13 protein-coding genes are annotated in these 15,266 nt (G+C 60.2%); 4 read left to right on the top strand and 9 right to left on the bottom strand.

The window, feature by feature from the left end:
- Nucleotides 1-81 precede the first annotated feature (81 nt).
- A complete protein-coding gene (glf, locus tag LG376_RS04610) occupies nucleotides 82-1,278 on the bottom strand; it encodes a UDP-galactopyranose mutase (RefSeq protein WP_225746292.1) in 1,197 nt (398 codons plus the stop codon).
- 146 nt (nucleotides 1,279-1,424) lie between these two features.
- Between glf and LG376_RS04605 the strand changes: the two genes are divergently transcribed.
- Nucleotides 1,425-3,323 carry an N-acetylmuramoyl-L-alanine amidase gene (locus LG376_RS04605; protein ID WP_198492198.1) on the top strand — a complete coding sequence of 633 codons (1,899 nt, stop codon included), beginning with the start codon at nucleotides 1,425-1,427 and terminating at the stop codon, nucleotides 3,321-3,323.
- Here the strand turns inward: LG376_RS04605 and LG376_RS04600 are convergent.
- The 6 genes from LG376_RS04600 to serS form a co-directional block, all read right to left on the bottom strand.
- Nucleotides 3,320-4,150 (bottom strand): HAD family hydrolase, encoded by an 831-nt coding sequence (locus LG376_RS04600; RefSeq protein ID WP_198492199.1) that lies wholly within the window; start codon nucleotides 4,148-4,150, stop codon nucleotides 3,320-3,322. The genes LG376_RS04605 and LG376_RS04600 overlap by 4 nt on opposite strands.
- Nucleotides 4,151-4,172: 22 nt before the next feature.
- Nucleotides 4,173-5,720 carry a glycerol kinase GlpK gene (gene glpK, locus LG376_RS04595; protein WP_049377527.1) on the bottom strand — a complete coding sequence of 516 codons (1,548 nt, stop codon included), beginning with the start codon at nucleotides 5,718-5,720 and terminating at the stop codon, nucleotides 4,173-4,175.
- A gap of 28 nt (nucleotides 5,721-5,748) precedes the next feature.
- The gene (locus LG376_RS04590) at nucleotides 5,749-6,486 is read right to left on the bottom strand and encodes an MIP/aquaporin family protein (RefSeq protein ID WP_225746291.1); all 738 of its coding nucleotides are present in this window, start codon (nucleotides 6,484-6,486) and stop codon (nucleotides 5,749-5,751) included.
- Nucleotides 6,487-6,489: 3 nt separating this feature from the next.
- Nucleotides 6,490-8,214: a glycerol-3-phosphate dehydrogenase/oxidase gene (locus LG376_RS04585; RefSeq protein ID WP_049377525.1), complete on the bottom strand. Its 1,725-nt coding sequence runs from the start codon at nucleotides 8,212-8,214 to the stop codon at nucleotides 6,490-6,492.
- A gap of 298 nt (nucleotides 8,215-8,512) precedes the next feature.
- Nucleotides 8,513-10,126, bottom strand: coding sequence for a 1-acyl-sn-glycerol-3-phosphate acyltransferase (locus LG376_RS04580; protein ID WP_225746290.1), 1,614 nt, complete (start codon nucleotides 10,124-10,126; stop codon nucleotides 8,513-8,515).
- A gap of 23 nt (nucleotides 10,127-10,149) precedes the next feature.
- Nucleotides 10,150-11,406 (bottom strand): serine--tRNA ligase, encoded by a 1,257-nt coding sequence (gene serS / locus LG376_RS04575; RefSeq protein ID WP_225746289.1) that lies wholly within the window; start codon nucleotides 11,404-11,406, stop codon nucleotides 10,150-10,152.
- Nucleotides 11,407-11,471: 65 nt separating this feature from the next.
- On the opposite strand from serS, the gene LG376_RS04570 reads away from it, so the two are divergent.
- From LG376_RS04570 to LG376_RS04560, 3 genes are read left to right on the top strand one after another with little or no spacing between them, the layout of a single operon-like run.
- Nucleotides 11,472-12,221: a GntR family transcriptional regulator gene (locus LG376_RS04570; protein WP_225746288.1), complete on the top strand. Its 750-nt coding sequence runs from the start codon at nucleotides 11,472-11,474 to the stop codon at nucleotides 12,219-12,221.
- A 36-nt stretch (nucleotides 12,222-12,257) separates the two neighbouring features.
- Nucleotides 12,258-13,331 (top strand): septum formation family protein, encoded by a 1,074-nt coding sequence (locus LG376_RS04565; protein WP_225746287.1) that lies wholly within the window; start codon nucleotides 12,258-12,260, stop codon nucleotides 13,329-13,331.
- A complete protein-coding gene (locus LG376_RS04560) occupies nucleotides 13,331-13,678 on the top strand; it encodes a metallopeptidase family protein (protein ID WP_049377520.1) in 348 nt (115 codons plus the stop codon). Before LG376_RS04565 ends, LG376_RS04560 begins: the two co-directional genes overlap by 1 nt.
- On the opposite strand, the gene LG376_RS04555 is transcribed toward LG376_RS04560, so the two are convergent.
- Both LG376_RS04555 and pheA read right to left on the bottom strand, forming a co-directional pair.
- A complete protein-coding gene (locus tag LG376_RS04555) occupies nucleotides 13,675-14,328 on the bottom strand; it encodes a histidine phosphatase family protein (RefSeq protein WP_225746286.1) in 654 nt (217 codons plus the stop codon). The two genes, LG376_RS04560 and LG376_RS04555, sit on opposite strands and share 4 nt — an antisense overlap.
- 9 nt (nucleotides 14,329-14,337) lie before the next feature.
- Nucleotides 14,338-15,234 (bottom strand): prephenate dehydratase, encoded by an 897-nt coding sequence (gene pheA, locus LG376_RS04550; RefSeq protein ID WP_225746285.1) that lies wholly within the window; start codon nucleotides 15,232-15,234, stop codon nucleotides 14,338-14,340.
- Nucleotides 15,235-15,266: the final 32 nt, after the last annotated feature.

The raw sequence follows: 15,266 nt of genomic DNA, 5'->3' as shown, positions 1-15,266 counted from the left end.
ACAACACACCACCCAACACCCCATAGTGTGGTGTGTTGGGTGGTGTGTTGAGTGTTAAGTGTTCTGTTGACGGAGTTCGGCTTAGTGGCCGCGCTCCTGCTCAAGCGCCTTACCCTCGTTCCAGAACGGAGCCAGCTTGTTGTCGAACATGCTCAGCGCGGAGGCAATGGCCATGTGCATGTCGAGGTACTGGTAGGTGCCCAGGCGGCCGCCGAAGAGAACCTTATTATCCTTCGACTCCTGGGCGGCGAGCTTACGGTAGGCCTCCAGCTTGGTACGGTCCTCTGGGGTATTGATTGGATAGTACGGCTCATCGCCTTTGTCGGCGAAGCGCGAATACTCCTTCATGATGACCGTCTTATCCTTCGGGTACTTATCCTTGCGCTCCGGGTGGAAGTGGCGGAATTCGTGGATGCGGGTATAGTCCACGTCCGCATCGTTGTAGTTCATCACCGGCGTGCCCTGGAAATCGCCGGTATCCAGCACCTCCAGATCGAAGTCGAGGGTGCGCCAGCCCAGCTCGCCCTCGGCAAAATCAAAGTAGCGGTCAAGTGGGCCCGTGTAGACCACGGGCGCATCTGGGGACTCGGCACGCAGCTCTTCGCGCACCTCGAACCAATCGGTATCCAGGCGGACCTCAATATTGTCGTGGTCAGCCATGTTTTCTAGCCATGCCGCGTAGCCGTCGACCGGCAGGCCCTCATAGGTGTCGTTGAAGTAGCGGTTATTGAAGGTATAGCGCACCGGCAGGCGGGTGATATTCGCGGCCGGCAGCTCCTTCGGATCGGTCTGCCACTGCTTTGCAGTGTAATCGCGGATGAAGGCCTCATACAGCGGGCGACCGATGAGTGAGATGGCCTTTTCCTCCAGGTTTTGCGCCTCTTCCGGAGAGAATTCGCCGGCCTGATCCTTAATGAGCTGGCGGGCCTCATCCGGGGAGTAGTAGCGGCCGAAGAACTGGTTGATAAGACCCAGGCCCATCGGGAATTGGTAGGCGGTGCCATCGTGCATGGCAAACACGCGGTGCTGGTAGTCGGTGAAATCGGTGAACTTATTGCAGTAATCCCACACGCGCTTATTAGAGGTGTGGAAGAGGTGCGCGCCGTACTTGTGCACCTCGATTCCGGTGGTGGGTTCGGCCTCGGAGTAGGCATTGCCGCCGAGGTGGTTGCGGCGCTCCACAATGAGCACCTTCTTATCCAGCTGGCTAGCGGCGCGCTCGGCAACCGTTAGACCAAAAAATCCAGAGCCAACAACGATGAGGTCATAAGAAGTCATGGTCTCCACTTTATTGCACTACGGCAGCTAACACGGCGCATCGGCGTGTCGCAACAGATCTCACAGAAGTCACAAACGTACCATCACTATCAACTCTTAACTTTTGGCAACGGTTTTTACAGCTGCACAACCCTAGGGAGATAACAGTGCAACAACGACGTCGACTAGTACCCACCAGGTCAAAATGGTCCACCCCCGTCATCGCGGCGGTCACCTCCATCGCGCTCGCCGTGACGGCCGCATTCGGCGGACAGCAAGTTCTCAAGACCCAAGACTCCGGCAACGGCGGTCCTATTGAGGTCAAAAATTCCTCCTCTAGCTTCAGTGACGGCGAATCCATCGTCGTCGATGACCCAGCCGTAGCCGCTCAGGGCGACGGCGAAAGCCGCCGCGCGGTCAAGCAGTTCCACCGCGACGAAACCTTCAACATGTTCGCCGTCACCTGGGAGGGCAAACGAGATATCAACTCCTTCGTCCGCTCCAAGCAGCAGGACGGTTCCTGGAGCGAATGGCTGCAGATGGATGCAATGAATTACACCGAGGGCAAGAACGGCACCGAACTCATCTTCGTGGGCGATACCAACGATGTGCAGGTTTCTATGGCCAACGTTGACCTCGTGACCGGTTCCAACCTCGACAAGAAGGAAGACTCCCTCCTGGACAAGGCCGCCAAGGGCGCTGATGCCAACCGCCCCGCGCCGCTTGCGTACAACGTCGGCGATATCTCCCCCGTGGCCGATGAGCGCACCCAGGTTGCGGATCTCGACGCCGTGTTTATCGACGGCAACGCCCAAGAAGGCGAAGCCATCGAGCCCACCGCAGAAACCGCGGGCATGCCCAAGGTAGTCACCCGCGCCGGCTGGGGAGCAGACGAATCTAAGCGCTGCCAGCAGCCAACCTACGACGATGGCATCAAGGCCATGACCCTGCACCACACCGCGGGTACCAATAACTACACCCGCGCGCAGGCGGCGGCACAGGTACGCGGTGCCTACGACTACCATGCGCAGACCCTGGGCTGGTGCGATATCGGCTACAACGTACTGGTAGATAAGTTCGGTACCATCTATGAAGGCCGCTACGGCGGCTTGGACAAAGCCGTACAAGGTGCCCACGTGGGTGGCTTCAACTCCAATAACTGGGGCATTTCCACGATTGGCAACTACGAGCAGGCTGAGCCTTCCCGCGAGATGCTCAACTCCGTGGCCGAGATTGCTGGCTGGAAGGCCGCTATTTCTGGCATCGATCCAATGGGCAAGGCCAGCTTGTACTCCGGCGGATTCAACGGCTCCAAGTTCCCTGCAGGAACCATGGCCACCGTGCCGGCGTTCGCGGGCCATAATGATTTTCACTACACGGCCTGCCCGGGCCAGTACACCACGCGCCATTGGGATGAAATCCGTAAGAACACCAAGCGCAAGGCGGACGCCATCAAGTCCGGCAAGAACAGCACGGATCTGAACTGGCAAAAGTCTCCCAAGCCCAATGCCCCCAAGACCCCGCAGCAGACGGGCGAAGAAATCATGTCCTCGCTGGGCGACGTCGAGGTCCCAGTCTCGACCATCTCCGCCCTCGCTGGAATCGCTGCCGCAGTCTTCGGCGTGCTCATCGCCAATGACCGCCTGCAGAAGCCTGATACCGATCAGAAGGTGGCGGGCAATTTGACCACCGGGGATATCCCGGAGATTGTCAACAAGGTTGTCCAAGTCTCCAACAACGAGGGCTTGAAGGAATCCTGGACCTCCGTGCTCAATGCCTTCGGCCCGGTCTTGGGTCTAGCAGTCGGCGGCCCGGATACCACCGATGGCGGCAAAATCCTCTACCAGCTCTTCCAGAATGGCGTGGTGCTTTCCTCCAAGGAGTCCGGCACCAAGGCGTTGACGGGTGAGATCGCCAAGAAGTGGTCCGAGGGCGATAATGCCTCCAAGCTCGGCCTGCCTCTCTCCAACGAGGAAAAGAATGGCAAGGAAATCCGCGTGAAGTTCCAGGGTGGCGAGATTGTCTACAACACCGAAACGGAAAAGGTAGACATCTTCACCGACTAGAACCAGCGCTCTAGCACCTTTGCGACGCCCGCCTGGTGGTTAGCCACGGTGACCGCATCCGCGGCCGCCTTAACCTCCGGGTGGGCGTTTTCCATGGCCACACCGCAACCAGCCCAGCGCAGCATCTCAATATCGTTGGGCATATCCCCAAATGCGATCGTCTCCTGCTGGGCGACGCCGGTGTGCTGCGCCAGCCATTCCACCCCGCGGCGCTTAGTCACATCGGGCGCGGCAACCTCCAAGATTCCTTCCTGCATGGAATAGGTCAGGTGCGCGAGCTCCGGATCGATGTGCGGCGCAATGAGCTCATAGAGCTCTGGGGCGGAGTAGTCCGTGTTGCGGATGAGGAACTTCACCGCCGGCTGCCCCACTAGCTCACCCATGCTGACCACGCCAAAGCCCTCAAACAGGGCGTTTTCGGAGTAGTGGCGCTCGACTACGAAGAGGTCCTCGACGGCGTCGGCAAGCGAGCCCCCAGCCCGCTCCGCGCCAAAGCCCACGGTGCCCAGTACGGTCTGGGCCACATCCACCACTTCCGCCAACGCGGCGGGCGAAAGCTCGTGGGCGGACATCACCCGATCCTCCGCGGAGTCATACAACACAGCGCCGTTCGAGGTCACGCATACCGGCCGCGCGGGCAGCTGCTCCAGCACCGGGGCAATCCAGCGGAACGGACGGCCGGTAGAAAGCGCAAAATAGGCACCCTGTTGGACCGCCCGCGCCACTGCGTCACGGTTGCGACGCGGGACACGGTGGTTGCGGTCCAGCAGGGTGCCGTCAATATCGCTCGCGATGAGGCGAGGAGCGCGGGCAGGGAAATTCTCCATACCCGCGAGTTTACGTCAGGACTTAGATGTTCAGGTCCTCGTCCTCATTATCCTCCCAGTCCAAGGAACGTTTAATAGCGCGCTTCCAGTCACGGTAGAGGGCCTCTACCTCTTCCTTCTCGCGCTTCGGCTTAAACACCTTCATGTCTCCTTCCTGGCTACCCAAAACGCTCAGGTCATCCCAGAAGCCATTGTCCAAGCCTGCCGCGAAGGCCGCGCCGGTGGCGGTGGTCTCGATATTCTTCGGGCGGTGTACTTCCACGCCGAGGATATCGGACTGGAACTGCATCAGCAGTTCATTCATGGTCATGCCACCATCCACGCGCAGCTCGGTAATCTCCACGCCGGAGTCCGCCACCATAGCGTCGGCAACATCGCGCGTCTGGTACGCGGTGGATTCGAGCACGGCGCGAGCCAAGTGCTTGCGGTTAGCAAAGCGGGTCAGGCCCACGATGACGCCGCGAGCATCCGGGCGCCAGTACGGAGCGAAGAGTCCGGAGAAGGCCGGCACGATATAAACGCCGCCGTTGTCCTTCACTTCGCGCGCGAGGTTTTCGATGGACGCAGAGTTGGGGATGATCTGCAGGTTATCGCGCAGCCACTGCACCAGGGAACCGCCCATGGATACAGAACCCTCGAGGGCATACACGGGGCGCTCGCCCTCGCGCTGGAAGCAGACGGTGGTCAGCAGGCCGTTCTCAGAGAACTTTGGGGTAGTGCCCGTGTTCAGCAGGAGGAACAGGCCGGTTCCGTAGGTATTCTTTGCGGAACCTGCGCGGAAGCAGCCTTGGCCAAACATCGCAGACTGCTGGTCACCCAGGATGGCGCGGATAGGCACACCGGAAAGCGAACCGCGCTCACGCACGGTACGGAAATCACCCAGGGACGGGCGAATCTCCGGCAGCATGGACATCGGGATGCCCATTTCCTTACACAATTCCTCATCCCACTCCAGCTTTTCGATGTCCATAAGCAGGGTGCGGGAGGCGTTGGTGACGTCGGTGGCGTGCAGCGCTTCGCGGCCGGCATCGCCCTCGGCGCCGCCGGTGAGGTTCCACAGCAGCCAGCTATCGATGGTGCCGAAGAGCAGGTCGCCTGCCTCAGCACGCTCGCGGGCACCTTCGACGTTATCGAGGATCCACTTCACCTTCGGTCCCGCCGGGTAGGAGTTGATGATCAGACCGGTGCGGCGGCGCCACTTTTCTGGTCCTTCCTCACCCGAGAGTTCCTTACAGATGGCGGTGGTACGGGTATCTTGCCAGACAATGGCGTTGTAGACCGGCTTACCGGTGTGCTTATCCCACACCACGGTGGTCTCACGCTGGTTGGTGATACCTACCGAGTCAATGTCTTCCACGGTGATGTCGCCATTGGCAAGAGCCTCACCGACGGCGCGACGGGTATTGCTCCAGATTTCTTCCGGATCGTGTTCTACCCAACCTTTTTCCGGGAAGATCTGCTCGTGCTCGAGCTGGCCAACGGCAGCCTGCTCGCCGTTGTGGTCAAAGATGATGCAGCGCGTCGACGTGGTTCCCTGGTCGATAGCGGCGACGTATTTCTTGTTAGTCATGTGTCTAGTCTCCTATACGAAGATGGAATTAGAGCGCAACGGACAACAGGCCAACGGCTACGGCCGCGACCAATGGGGCCACGATAGGAACCCAAGCATAGCCCCAGTTCGCGCTACCTTTGTCCTGAATGGGCAAGATGAATGCATAAGCAATTCGCGGGCCCAGGTCACGGACCGGATTGATGGCATAACCCGTAGGGGTACCCAGGGACAGGCCGACCGACACCACAACGAAAGCAACGGCAAAGTAGCTCATTGGGCCAAGCTCGCCGCCGGTGGGGCCGAAGGCGATGAACATCAACAGCACGCAGGTGGCGATGAACTCCGTCACCGCATTCCAGCCGTTCTTAGGATGTGCCGGCTTGGTAAAGAAGATACCGTTGGTGTCCTTATTGGCGCCGGTGACGTTTCCGGCGTCGTCGTAATTATTGGCGTCGAAAAGCTGCTTGAAGGCAGCCCATGCCAGGATGGCACCGAGGATAGCGCCGAGGATCTGGCCCAGGAGGTAATACGGCACCAGAGACCACTCGAGCGAGCCATTGACGGCCAACATTACGGTGACGGCGGGGTTAAGGTGCCCGCCTGTGGGATCGGCCACGCTGGCACCGACGAAGACACCCATACCCCAACCCAGGGCGATAACGACCCAGTCGGAGCCGCGTGCGCCAGAGGTGCGCAGGTTCACCAGCGCACATACGCCGTTACCTAGAAGGAGCAGCAACGCAGTGCCGATAAACTCCCACAGGAATGCATCAAATCCGGTCATAACTTATACCTCGTTTTGGGTAGGTCGGGCGGATCCTGCGCGTACCAAAATGTCATTGGCCTCACGGTCAGTTACCGCAGCTTCTGCTTCAAGTTCGGCCTGTGTGTGGGCCTTGAATTGGGATACCTCGCGCTCCTTGTCGGCGTCGCTCCAGCCCAGCAGCGGTGCTACAAAATCAGCAACGGCCGGGGCGGCGTTCACACCGCGGTCGCCGAACTCGATGGCGATGCGCAGGCGGCGGGACAGGATGTCTTCCAAGTGCAATGCACCCTCGTGGGTGACGGCGTAGCGGACCTCGGCCCACAGGTAGGACTCGGCACCTGGCACTGGCTCGAGCAGGGAGGCGTCCTCAGTAGCTGGCGCTAGGACCTCGCCCAGCAAAGAGCCATAGCGGCCGAGCAGGTGCTCAATGAACTTCTCGCTCAGGTTGTAGCGACGAGCCAAGGACGGGACCTGGTTGGCCAAGGCGTGATAGCCGGCGGCACCTAGGATCGGAGTTTGCTCGGTGATGGACTCCGGGACCTTGGTACCCAGTTCCTTCACCGCTAGGTCCACGGCGTCCTTACCGATGACGCGGTACGTGGTGTACTTACCGCCGGCGACAGAGACCATGCCTGGGGCCACGCGTGCGACGGCGTGGTTGCGGGAGAGGTTGGTGGTGGAATCGGACTTGCCGGACAGCAGCGGGCGCAGGCCGGAGTAGACACCCACGATGTCATCGCGGGTGATCTGGCGGCGTACGCGCTGGTTTACCTGGTCCAGAATGTAGTCAATATCGGACTTGGTCGGCGCCGGATCCGGCAAGGAGAGACCCTTTTCCCAATCGGTATCGGTGGTACCGATGATCCAGTACTCGCCCCATGGGATAACGAAGAGGACGGACTTTTCGGTGACGAAGCACAGGGCTGCCTCTGCATCAAGCGCATCCTTGGGCACAACGATGTGCACGCCCTTCGAGGCGTGAACGGTGAACTTGCCCTCCACGCCGGCCATCTCTTGAATCTTGTCATTCCACACGCCGGTGGCGTTGATAAAGACCTTGCCGCGCACGGTGGTCTCGCGGCCGGTAGCGGTATCGCGAACCTTCGCGCCTACGATGCGGCCACCGCGGTCCTTGTCAAAGCCAATGACCTCGGTATTGGTGCGAACATCGGCACCATACTCGGCGGCGGTGCGCAGGACGGTCATGGTGTGGCGGGCGTCATCAACTAGGGTGTCATAGTAACGCACGCCGCCCACAATGGCATCTTCTTTCAGTCCCGGGGTTACCTTAAGCACGCCCTTTCGGGTCAGGTGCTTCTGCATGGGGACACTCTTGGCGCCACCCATGAGGTCATAAAGAGTAAAGCCACCGAACATCATCACGCGCTCCCATACGTGGTGGGTCAGCGGGAAGATGAACTTCAGCGGCTTCACTAGGTGGGGTGCCAGGGTGGACATGTTCAGCTCGCGCTCCTTGAGGGACTCCGCCACTAGGCGGAAGTCAAACATGGCCAGGTAGCGCAGGCCACCGTGGAACATCTTGGAGGAGCGAGAAGAGGTACCTGCGGCGAAGTCGCGCGCCTCAATGACGGCGGTCTTGAGGCCACGGGTAGCGGCGTCCGCTGCCGCACCGGCGCCTACGGAACCGCCACCGATGATGACTACGTCGTAGTCCTCATCCGCGTATCCATTCCATAGATTTTCAAAGTATTCGGGGTTAAAGGATTGGTTGCTTTGCTGGGTCATTGCTGACCGCATCTCCTTCCTTGGTGCTTGCATGTGCCTGCGCCATAAATCCATGAATGAGATGGCAAAAGCACAGCTAAGAGCAGTTAAATTGTGGTTTCGGTGGAAAGATTCACACCGCGACTGCAGAGATTTTATCTCCTTAAACCTATGATAGGAGTCACGGGCGTCAGTTACACAGATGGTTACTCACACGTAGGTTTCAGGCCCGTAAGCAGTAACTTTTCCTAAAATACTTAGCCACCCGAAAAGAAAAAGCACCCCCTCGCGGGGGTGCAAAGCAGACGCAAAGCCCGCGCTATTTCTGCGCTAACCGCGCCATCACTTCAAGCACTTCGGACATTCCGGCTTTCTCCGCAGAATATGTGACCGCTTGGGCGCCCTTGACCACCTCAATAGGGGCAGTTTCCAAAGCCACCACCGGCATCCAGTCAAGGAAATCCTCATCTCCTGGCTCGTTAGCAAAAACCAGGGCCTCCTCCGGCTTAGCTTGCAGATCCTCGAGGATGCGCTCCACGCCTTGTACCGCGGTCGCGGCAGTGGCGGAGAGTGCATTGGTATCGAGACGCGGCTGCACAGCATCCTCATCAAGGACAACGCTCCACACGGCCTGCGGAACATCCACCTCACCGGCGGGTGATATCACGATCAGGACTTCGGCCGCCGGGTAGATCTCCGCCAAAGCCTTGTGCAATCGCGGAGTCAGCGCGCCATCTTCCCAATTCAGCGCGCTGCTGTGCGCCACTACCACGCGGGGGATGGAAGAGAATTGCGCCTTCATGCGGTGCGGCAAGCGCGAGACGATAAGCCGGGATTGGGTAGCTGCCGCCAACAGGCCCTGCTCTGCTACGGAACCGGCCCATATCTCCTTACTGCTGGCCGCGATGGACGCTTGGGTTTGCGCCACATCCGACTTCAGCTGCGCCATGACATCCGCGACCTTATCGCGACCTTCATCCAAGCCGCGGGTTGCCTCTTCAACCACGGCATTGAGGTTGTTCTTGATCCACTCCAAGGTCTCCGGGGCGGTACGCGCCTTATTCTTTGGCTCCTCCTCGTCCGTCCCCTTGGCGGCCGCCATGTGGTTGCGCACCAAGTCAACCGTAGTAACGGAGACGCGTTCTTTGAGGCCCACTAGATCGTCGCGCAGTCGGCGTACGCGGTGACGTTCGGTCTCCATTTCAGCATCGCGAGCTTCTGCCTCATCAAGGGTAGGAGCCCCTCCACCTTTACGGGCGGGCACCCAGTATTCACCGGCAGGCATGGGCCCAAATTCGGCTTCGTACTGCTCCCATAGTCCTTCCAACGCCTCTTGCATACGGCGTCGAATCTCCGCGGTATCAGCCTCCGCATCGCCGGTGGGATAGTACGGTTCGAGGGCGGTAATAAAGACAGGCGTCTTGGTCCGTCCCAGGTTCTTTTTGTGTCCCTTGGTCCACAGGCGTTGCGAACCAAAAATGACCTGTGGGATTACCGGCACCCCCGCCTCATAGGCAATGCGGGAGGCGCCACTTTTCATGCTGCGGATTTCAAAGCTGCGAGAAATTGTGCCTTCAGAAAACACGCCCACGAGTTCGCCGTCCTTGGCCAGCTGTACCGCTTGGCGGAAGGAGGCGCTGCCATCGATACGGTCAACTGGCACGTGGTGCATGGCCTTCAACAAAGGCCCTGCCACTGGGGCTTTAAAGATTCCAGCTTTAGCCAGGAAGCGTACGAGACGCTTCTTGCGATAGGCCAAAAAGGCGCCAAAAAGGAAATCCATGTAGCCGGTGTGGTTGCAGACCAACACCGCGCCGCCCTTTTCGGGGATATTTTCTTCCCCCGAAAGGCGCATTTTTAACCCCTGCGCCAGAGTCACCCCCCTGCCAATGTGGGTGATCTGGCGGTACAGGAAATTCGTCGCAGCGTTCATAACTCTCCAGGACGACGGCGGACTTACTGCGGGGTCAGGACATCCTTGCCCACGAACGGGCGCAGGGCCTCAGGAACAACGACGGAGCCGTCAGCCTGCTGGTGGTTTTCCAGAATGGCAACGAGCCAGCGGGTAGTCGCCAGCGTGCCGTTCAGGGTAGCTGCGATCTGGGTCTTGCCGTTCTCGTCGCGGTAGCGGGTGGACAGGCGGCGAGCCTGGAAGGTGGTGCAGTTCGAGGTGGAGGTCAGCTCACGGTAGGTGCCTTGGGTAGGAACCCAAGCCTCATTGTCGAACTTGCGGGCCGCCGAAGAACCGAGGTCGCCACCGGCGATATCGATGGTGCGGTAGGGCAGTTCCATGGCTGCAAGCATGTCCTTTTCCATGGACAAAAGGCGCTGGTGCATTTCTTCCGCGTCCTCCGGCTTGCAGTAGACAAACATCTCCAGCTTGTCGAATTGGTGGACGCGCAGGATACCGCGAGTGTCCTTACCGTGGGAACCAGCCTCACGGCGGAAGCAGGAGGACCAGCCGGCGTACTGCAGCGGGCCATTGGAGAGGTCGATGATCTCATCCTTGTGGTAACCGGCAAGGGCCACCTCAGAGGTGCCTACCAGGTACATATCATCGGCCGGTAGGTAATAAACCTCATCGGAGTGCTGGCCCAAGAAACCGGTGCCGGACATAATGTCTGGGCGAACCAGAACTGGCGGGATCATCAGCTTGAAACCGGCTTCGCGCGCTTTCTGCGCCGCGAGCATCAGCATTCCCAACTGTAGGAAGGCGCCATCGCCCGTGAGGTAGTAGAAACGAGCGCCGCCTACCTTAGCGCCGCGCTTGACGTCAATGAGACCGAGGGACTCGCCCAACTCAAGGTGATCCTTTGGCTCGAAGTCGAACTCAGGAATCTGGCCTACTTCTTCTACCACTACGAAGTCATCTTCGCCGCCGGCCGGGGCACCTTCAACCACGTTATCGAGCTTGTACTGCAGCTCTTCCACCTTGGCTTCAGCGGCAGATTGTGCCTCTTCCGCCTCCTTGACCTTGGCCTTCAGCTCATTAGAGCCCTCCAGCAGTGCCGGACGCTCCTCTGGGGAGGCTTGGCCAATCTTCTTGCCAAAAGCCTTCTGCTCAGAGCGCAGTTCGTCGGCCTTTTGGATAGCAGTGCGGCGCTGCTCATCAGCTTCCAAGAGCTGGTCTACGAGGGAGGGATCCTCACCTCGGTTCACCTGGGAAGCACGGACAACGTCGGGGTTTTCGCGGAGTAGCTTGAGATCAATCACGAATGTAAGTTTAGCGTATTGGCAACGTCTTGCGGTGGTAATAACCAGCGAATTATGATGGCTTTATGTCCGCCGTTCAGCTCCCCGCCCGCACAATTACGGACGGTCCCGTTCCAAAACACACCCAATTGCACGATATCCTCGAAGAATTGTGCCGCACGACCCTCAAACCCGGCGATATCTTGCCCGGCGAGAGGCTTCTTGAAGAAACCTATGGCGTGTCACGGATCACGGTACGCCGCGCCATCGGGGATCTTGTCGCGGCCGGAAAACTGCGGCGCGTCCGCGGAAAGGGCACCTTCGTAGCGCCCAATCCCCTTGTCTCCCGGCTCCACCTAGCCTCATTCTCGGATGAGATGGGCGCACAAGACGTCACTGCCTCCTCCAAAATCCTTACCAGCGGACGCAGCAGCGCCCCGGAGGATGCCGCCCTCTTTTTTGATACGCCTGCCCAAACCGAACATATTCATCTGCGCCGCCTGCGCTTGGGCGATGGCGAGCCCTACTCCATTGATGACGGCTGGTATAACTCCACGTATGCGCCCAGCCTGCTAGAAAATGACACCTACAATTCGGTCTACGCCATCCTCGACTCCGTCTTTGACGTCCCCATCACCGATGCGGATCAAACGGTCTCGGCGATTTCAGCCGATGCGGACACTGCCCCGCTTCTCGACGTCCCCGTGGGCACCCCACTGCTGCACATCGTGCGCTACTCTCGCTCGGGCGATAGGCCGGTGGAGTGGTGTTCCTCCGTCTACCGCACCGACCGCTACCGCCTGACTACCCGGGTGGCTAGGGAGAACAGTATCTAGCCAGCGCCCTGCTTAACAGGTAAGATTAAGGGCCTTATGAAGAAATCACCTGCGTGGCGTTCCGCTGTGGCCGTCCAGATTGTCTTGATTGCGGCAATCGCGGCGGCCGTTTTCATGGGCATCTATGGCGTTATCAGCTCCCACAAATCGGGTGGCGAAGATACTACCGCTGCCCAGCAGCACAATAGTGGGGATACTTCAGAAACCGCCGCTCCTAAACCGGAGCCCTTCACCGCTGCGGCCGCCGGCGCTTGCTTGACGTGGGACATCGCCCAGGATGGCTCCGCCACTGGGTTCAAGGAAGTACCGTGCTCCGAACAGCACCGCTTCGAGGTTTCCAAGACCGAAGACCTGAGCGTCTACCCCACCAGCGAATTCGGCCCTGATGCCACCCGCCCAGCGCTTACCCGCCAACACCAATTGCGCGATGAGCTGTGCGAATCCGCCACCGTGGGCTATCTGCACGGGAAGTGGGATCCGAATGGTAAGTACGATGTGGCGTCCATTCTGCCGCCGCAGTCCGCCTGGGATCGCGGCGACCGCACCTTGCTGTGTGGCCTGCAAACCACCGATGATCACGGCGTACCACAGCTTACTACCGGCAACGTCGAGGCCTCCGAGCAGGCAAACCTCGCCAAGCCGGGCGAGTGCTTGGCCATCGATGACAAGCAAGTTCCGCACGTCGTCGACTGCGCGAAGCCCCACCAAATGGAGACCGTTTCCGTCATCGATGTGGGCAAGCAGTTCCCTGACGGCTACCCGGACGGCAAGGATATGGACAAGTTCCTGTCCGATACGTGTACCGCCGCTACTGAGGACTACCTTGGCGGCGAGGAGCAGCTCTACCAGTCCACGCTGCAACCATTCTGGGGCTCTATCACCGAGGCCTCGTGGAATGGCGGCACCAAATCCGTCAATTGCTCCCTTGTGCATGCCCGCGAAGGCGGCGGTTTCTCTGCCATCACCGGTTCCGCTACCGGTGGTCGCCAGGCGCTGACTATCGACGGTCAACCGCCAGAGGAACGCCCTGAGCGCAATCCACTGCGTGAGGACAAAGACAATAGTCCGGCACCCGAGTCTGCCGCCCCCGCACCGGCCCCAGCACCCTAATGGTCGAGGTATCAGAAGAGCGCTTCGATGAGATGGTCAACGAGGCGCTGGATCAAGTCCCCGAGGAATTCGTGCGCCGCATGCGCAACCTCGTCATCTTGGTTGAAGATGAAAATCCCGATAACCCTATGCTGCTAGGGCTCTACGAAGGCGTCGCACTGCCGCACCGCACCTTCGATCACACCGGTTTCCTGCCCGATGCGATCTTCATTTACCGGAACACGCTGCAGCGCTGGTCCGGCAGCGAGGAAGAATTAGCAGAGCAGGTTAAGGTCACCGTATTCCACGAACTCGGCCATTACTTTGGCCTCGAGGAAGAGGAGCTACACCGCTTGGGCTGGGGCTAGAGCTCCGTATCCGCCCACTGGGTTAACGTCCACTCACCAAAGTCCTTGCCGCGCGGTTCCATCACCATAAAGCGGCAATTGGCCAGGTAGCCGGTATAGGCAAAGTCGGCATCAACACCCGTGGCGTGTTTGGTGAGCACGCGGATAGCGGCGCCGTGGCTGACGAGAATGACATCGTGGTCGTCGCCAAGCTGCTTCGCAATGCCCTCCAGCACCGGCTGGTAGCGCGCCAGCACATCATCCAAGGTCTCGCCGCCTTCCATCCCGGCGCCGCGCTCGCCATCGCACCAGCCACGCATAGCCACCATGTGCGACCGATGGGCATCTTCGCTACCGTCCATCTCCCAGTCACCGGCGAAAATTTCGTGCACGCCGGAGATTACGTCAACGCGCTGAGAGAATTCCGGCATACCGCGCTCCTGCTCAAAGGCGCGTGCCGCCAGCATCGCGGTCTGCTGAGCGCGCAGGGCAATGGAGCATTTAAATTCCACCTCGCGCTCGCCCACCAACTGCGCTAGCTCCCGGCCTGCCTCCGTGGCCTGGTCGCGCCCGCGCTCGGTAAGCTCTGCCCCGGGCGGGCGGGTATCGAGGAGGCGGGAAATATTGGAATAGGTCTGGCCGTGACGCAGCAGGATAATTCTTCCGGGCATGCTTCTAGATTATTGGCCCCTGCGCGCCCGCGCTACCCAATCATCCGCCGCTGCCAGATCGCGCGGTGGCTTGCCCGCACGGGTTGCCGCCGGCCAGGAGCCGAGGAAAAGCAGGTCCTCTGCCCGCAACCACAAGGCCCGCAGCGCCTCCGCCACCGGCTGATCGTCAATGTGCCCGATAAGGTCCACGTAGAAGCGGTACGTGCCAAAGGCCTCCCGCGTGGGGCGCGACTCAATCCGGGATAGGTCCACCCCGCGGTGCGCAAAGTCCTGCAACGCCCCCACCAGGCTGCCCGGTTCATTTGGCAGGGTGAAGATGACGCTGGTGCGGTCCTGGCCAGTCCTTGCAGTGGGTTTTCCCGGACGCCCCACCAGGACAAAGCGCGTTGCGGCGCCCTCAACATCTGCCACGCCCTGGGCGATGGTCTCCAGCCCAAAGATCTCGGCGGCCCGCGCCGGCGCTGCGGCCGCATCCGCTTCCCCACGGGCTACAGCCTCGGCCGCGGCGGCATTGGAACTGGCCGGCACGAACTCTACCTTCGGCAGATTGTCTTTTACCCAGCCACGGATTTGCTGGAACGCCACCGGGTGGGTGCTCAGCCGCGCAATGTCGCCCGCGTCTTGCCGGGTCATAATGCTAAAGGCCACGGGGATATCCACCTCGCGGTAAATCTGCACTGGTTCGGCTTCAACCAGCGCATCAAAGGTCGTGGTGACCGCGCCGTCGACGGAATTTTCAATGGCTACGCAGGCGTACTCGGCTTGCCCGGCGCGCACGGCGGCCACGGCCTCCGAAGGCGAGCCAACCGGCAGGGTCTCTACCTGCGGCAGGTGCGCGGCAAACTTATGCACGGCCGCTTCCGTAAAGGTTCCGGCCGGCCCCAGGAAGGCGATGGTGGTAGTCATGCACGTCACCTTAGCCCACTAAACTGGTGCCC

The sequence above is a fragment of the Corynebacterium sp. Marseille-P4611 genome (assembly GCF_916618765.1).
GTDB lineage: Bacteria > Actinomycetota > Actinomycetes > Mycobacteriales > Mycobacteriaceae > Corynebacterium > Corynebacterium marquesiae.
Note: the sequence above shows the minus strand (reverse complement) of the source record. Positions and strands in the feature narration are given on the sequence as shown.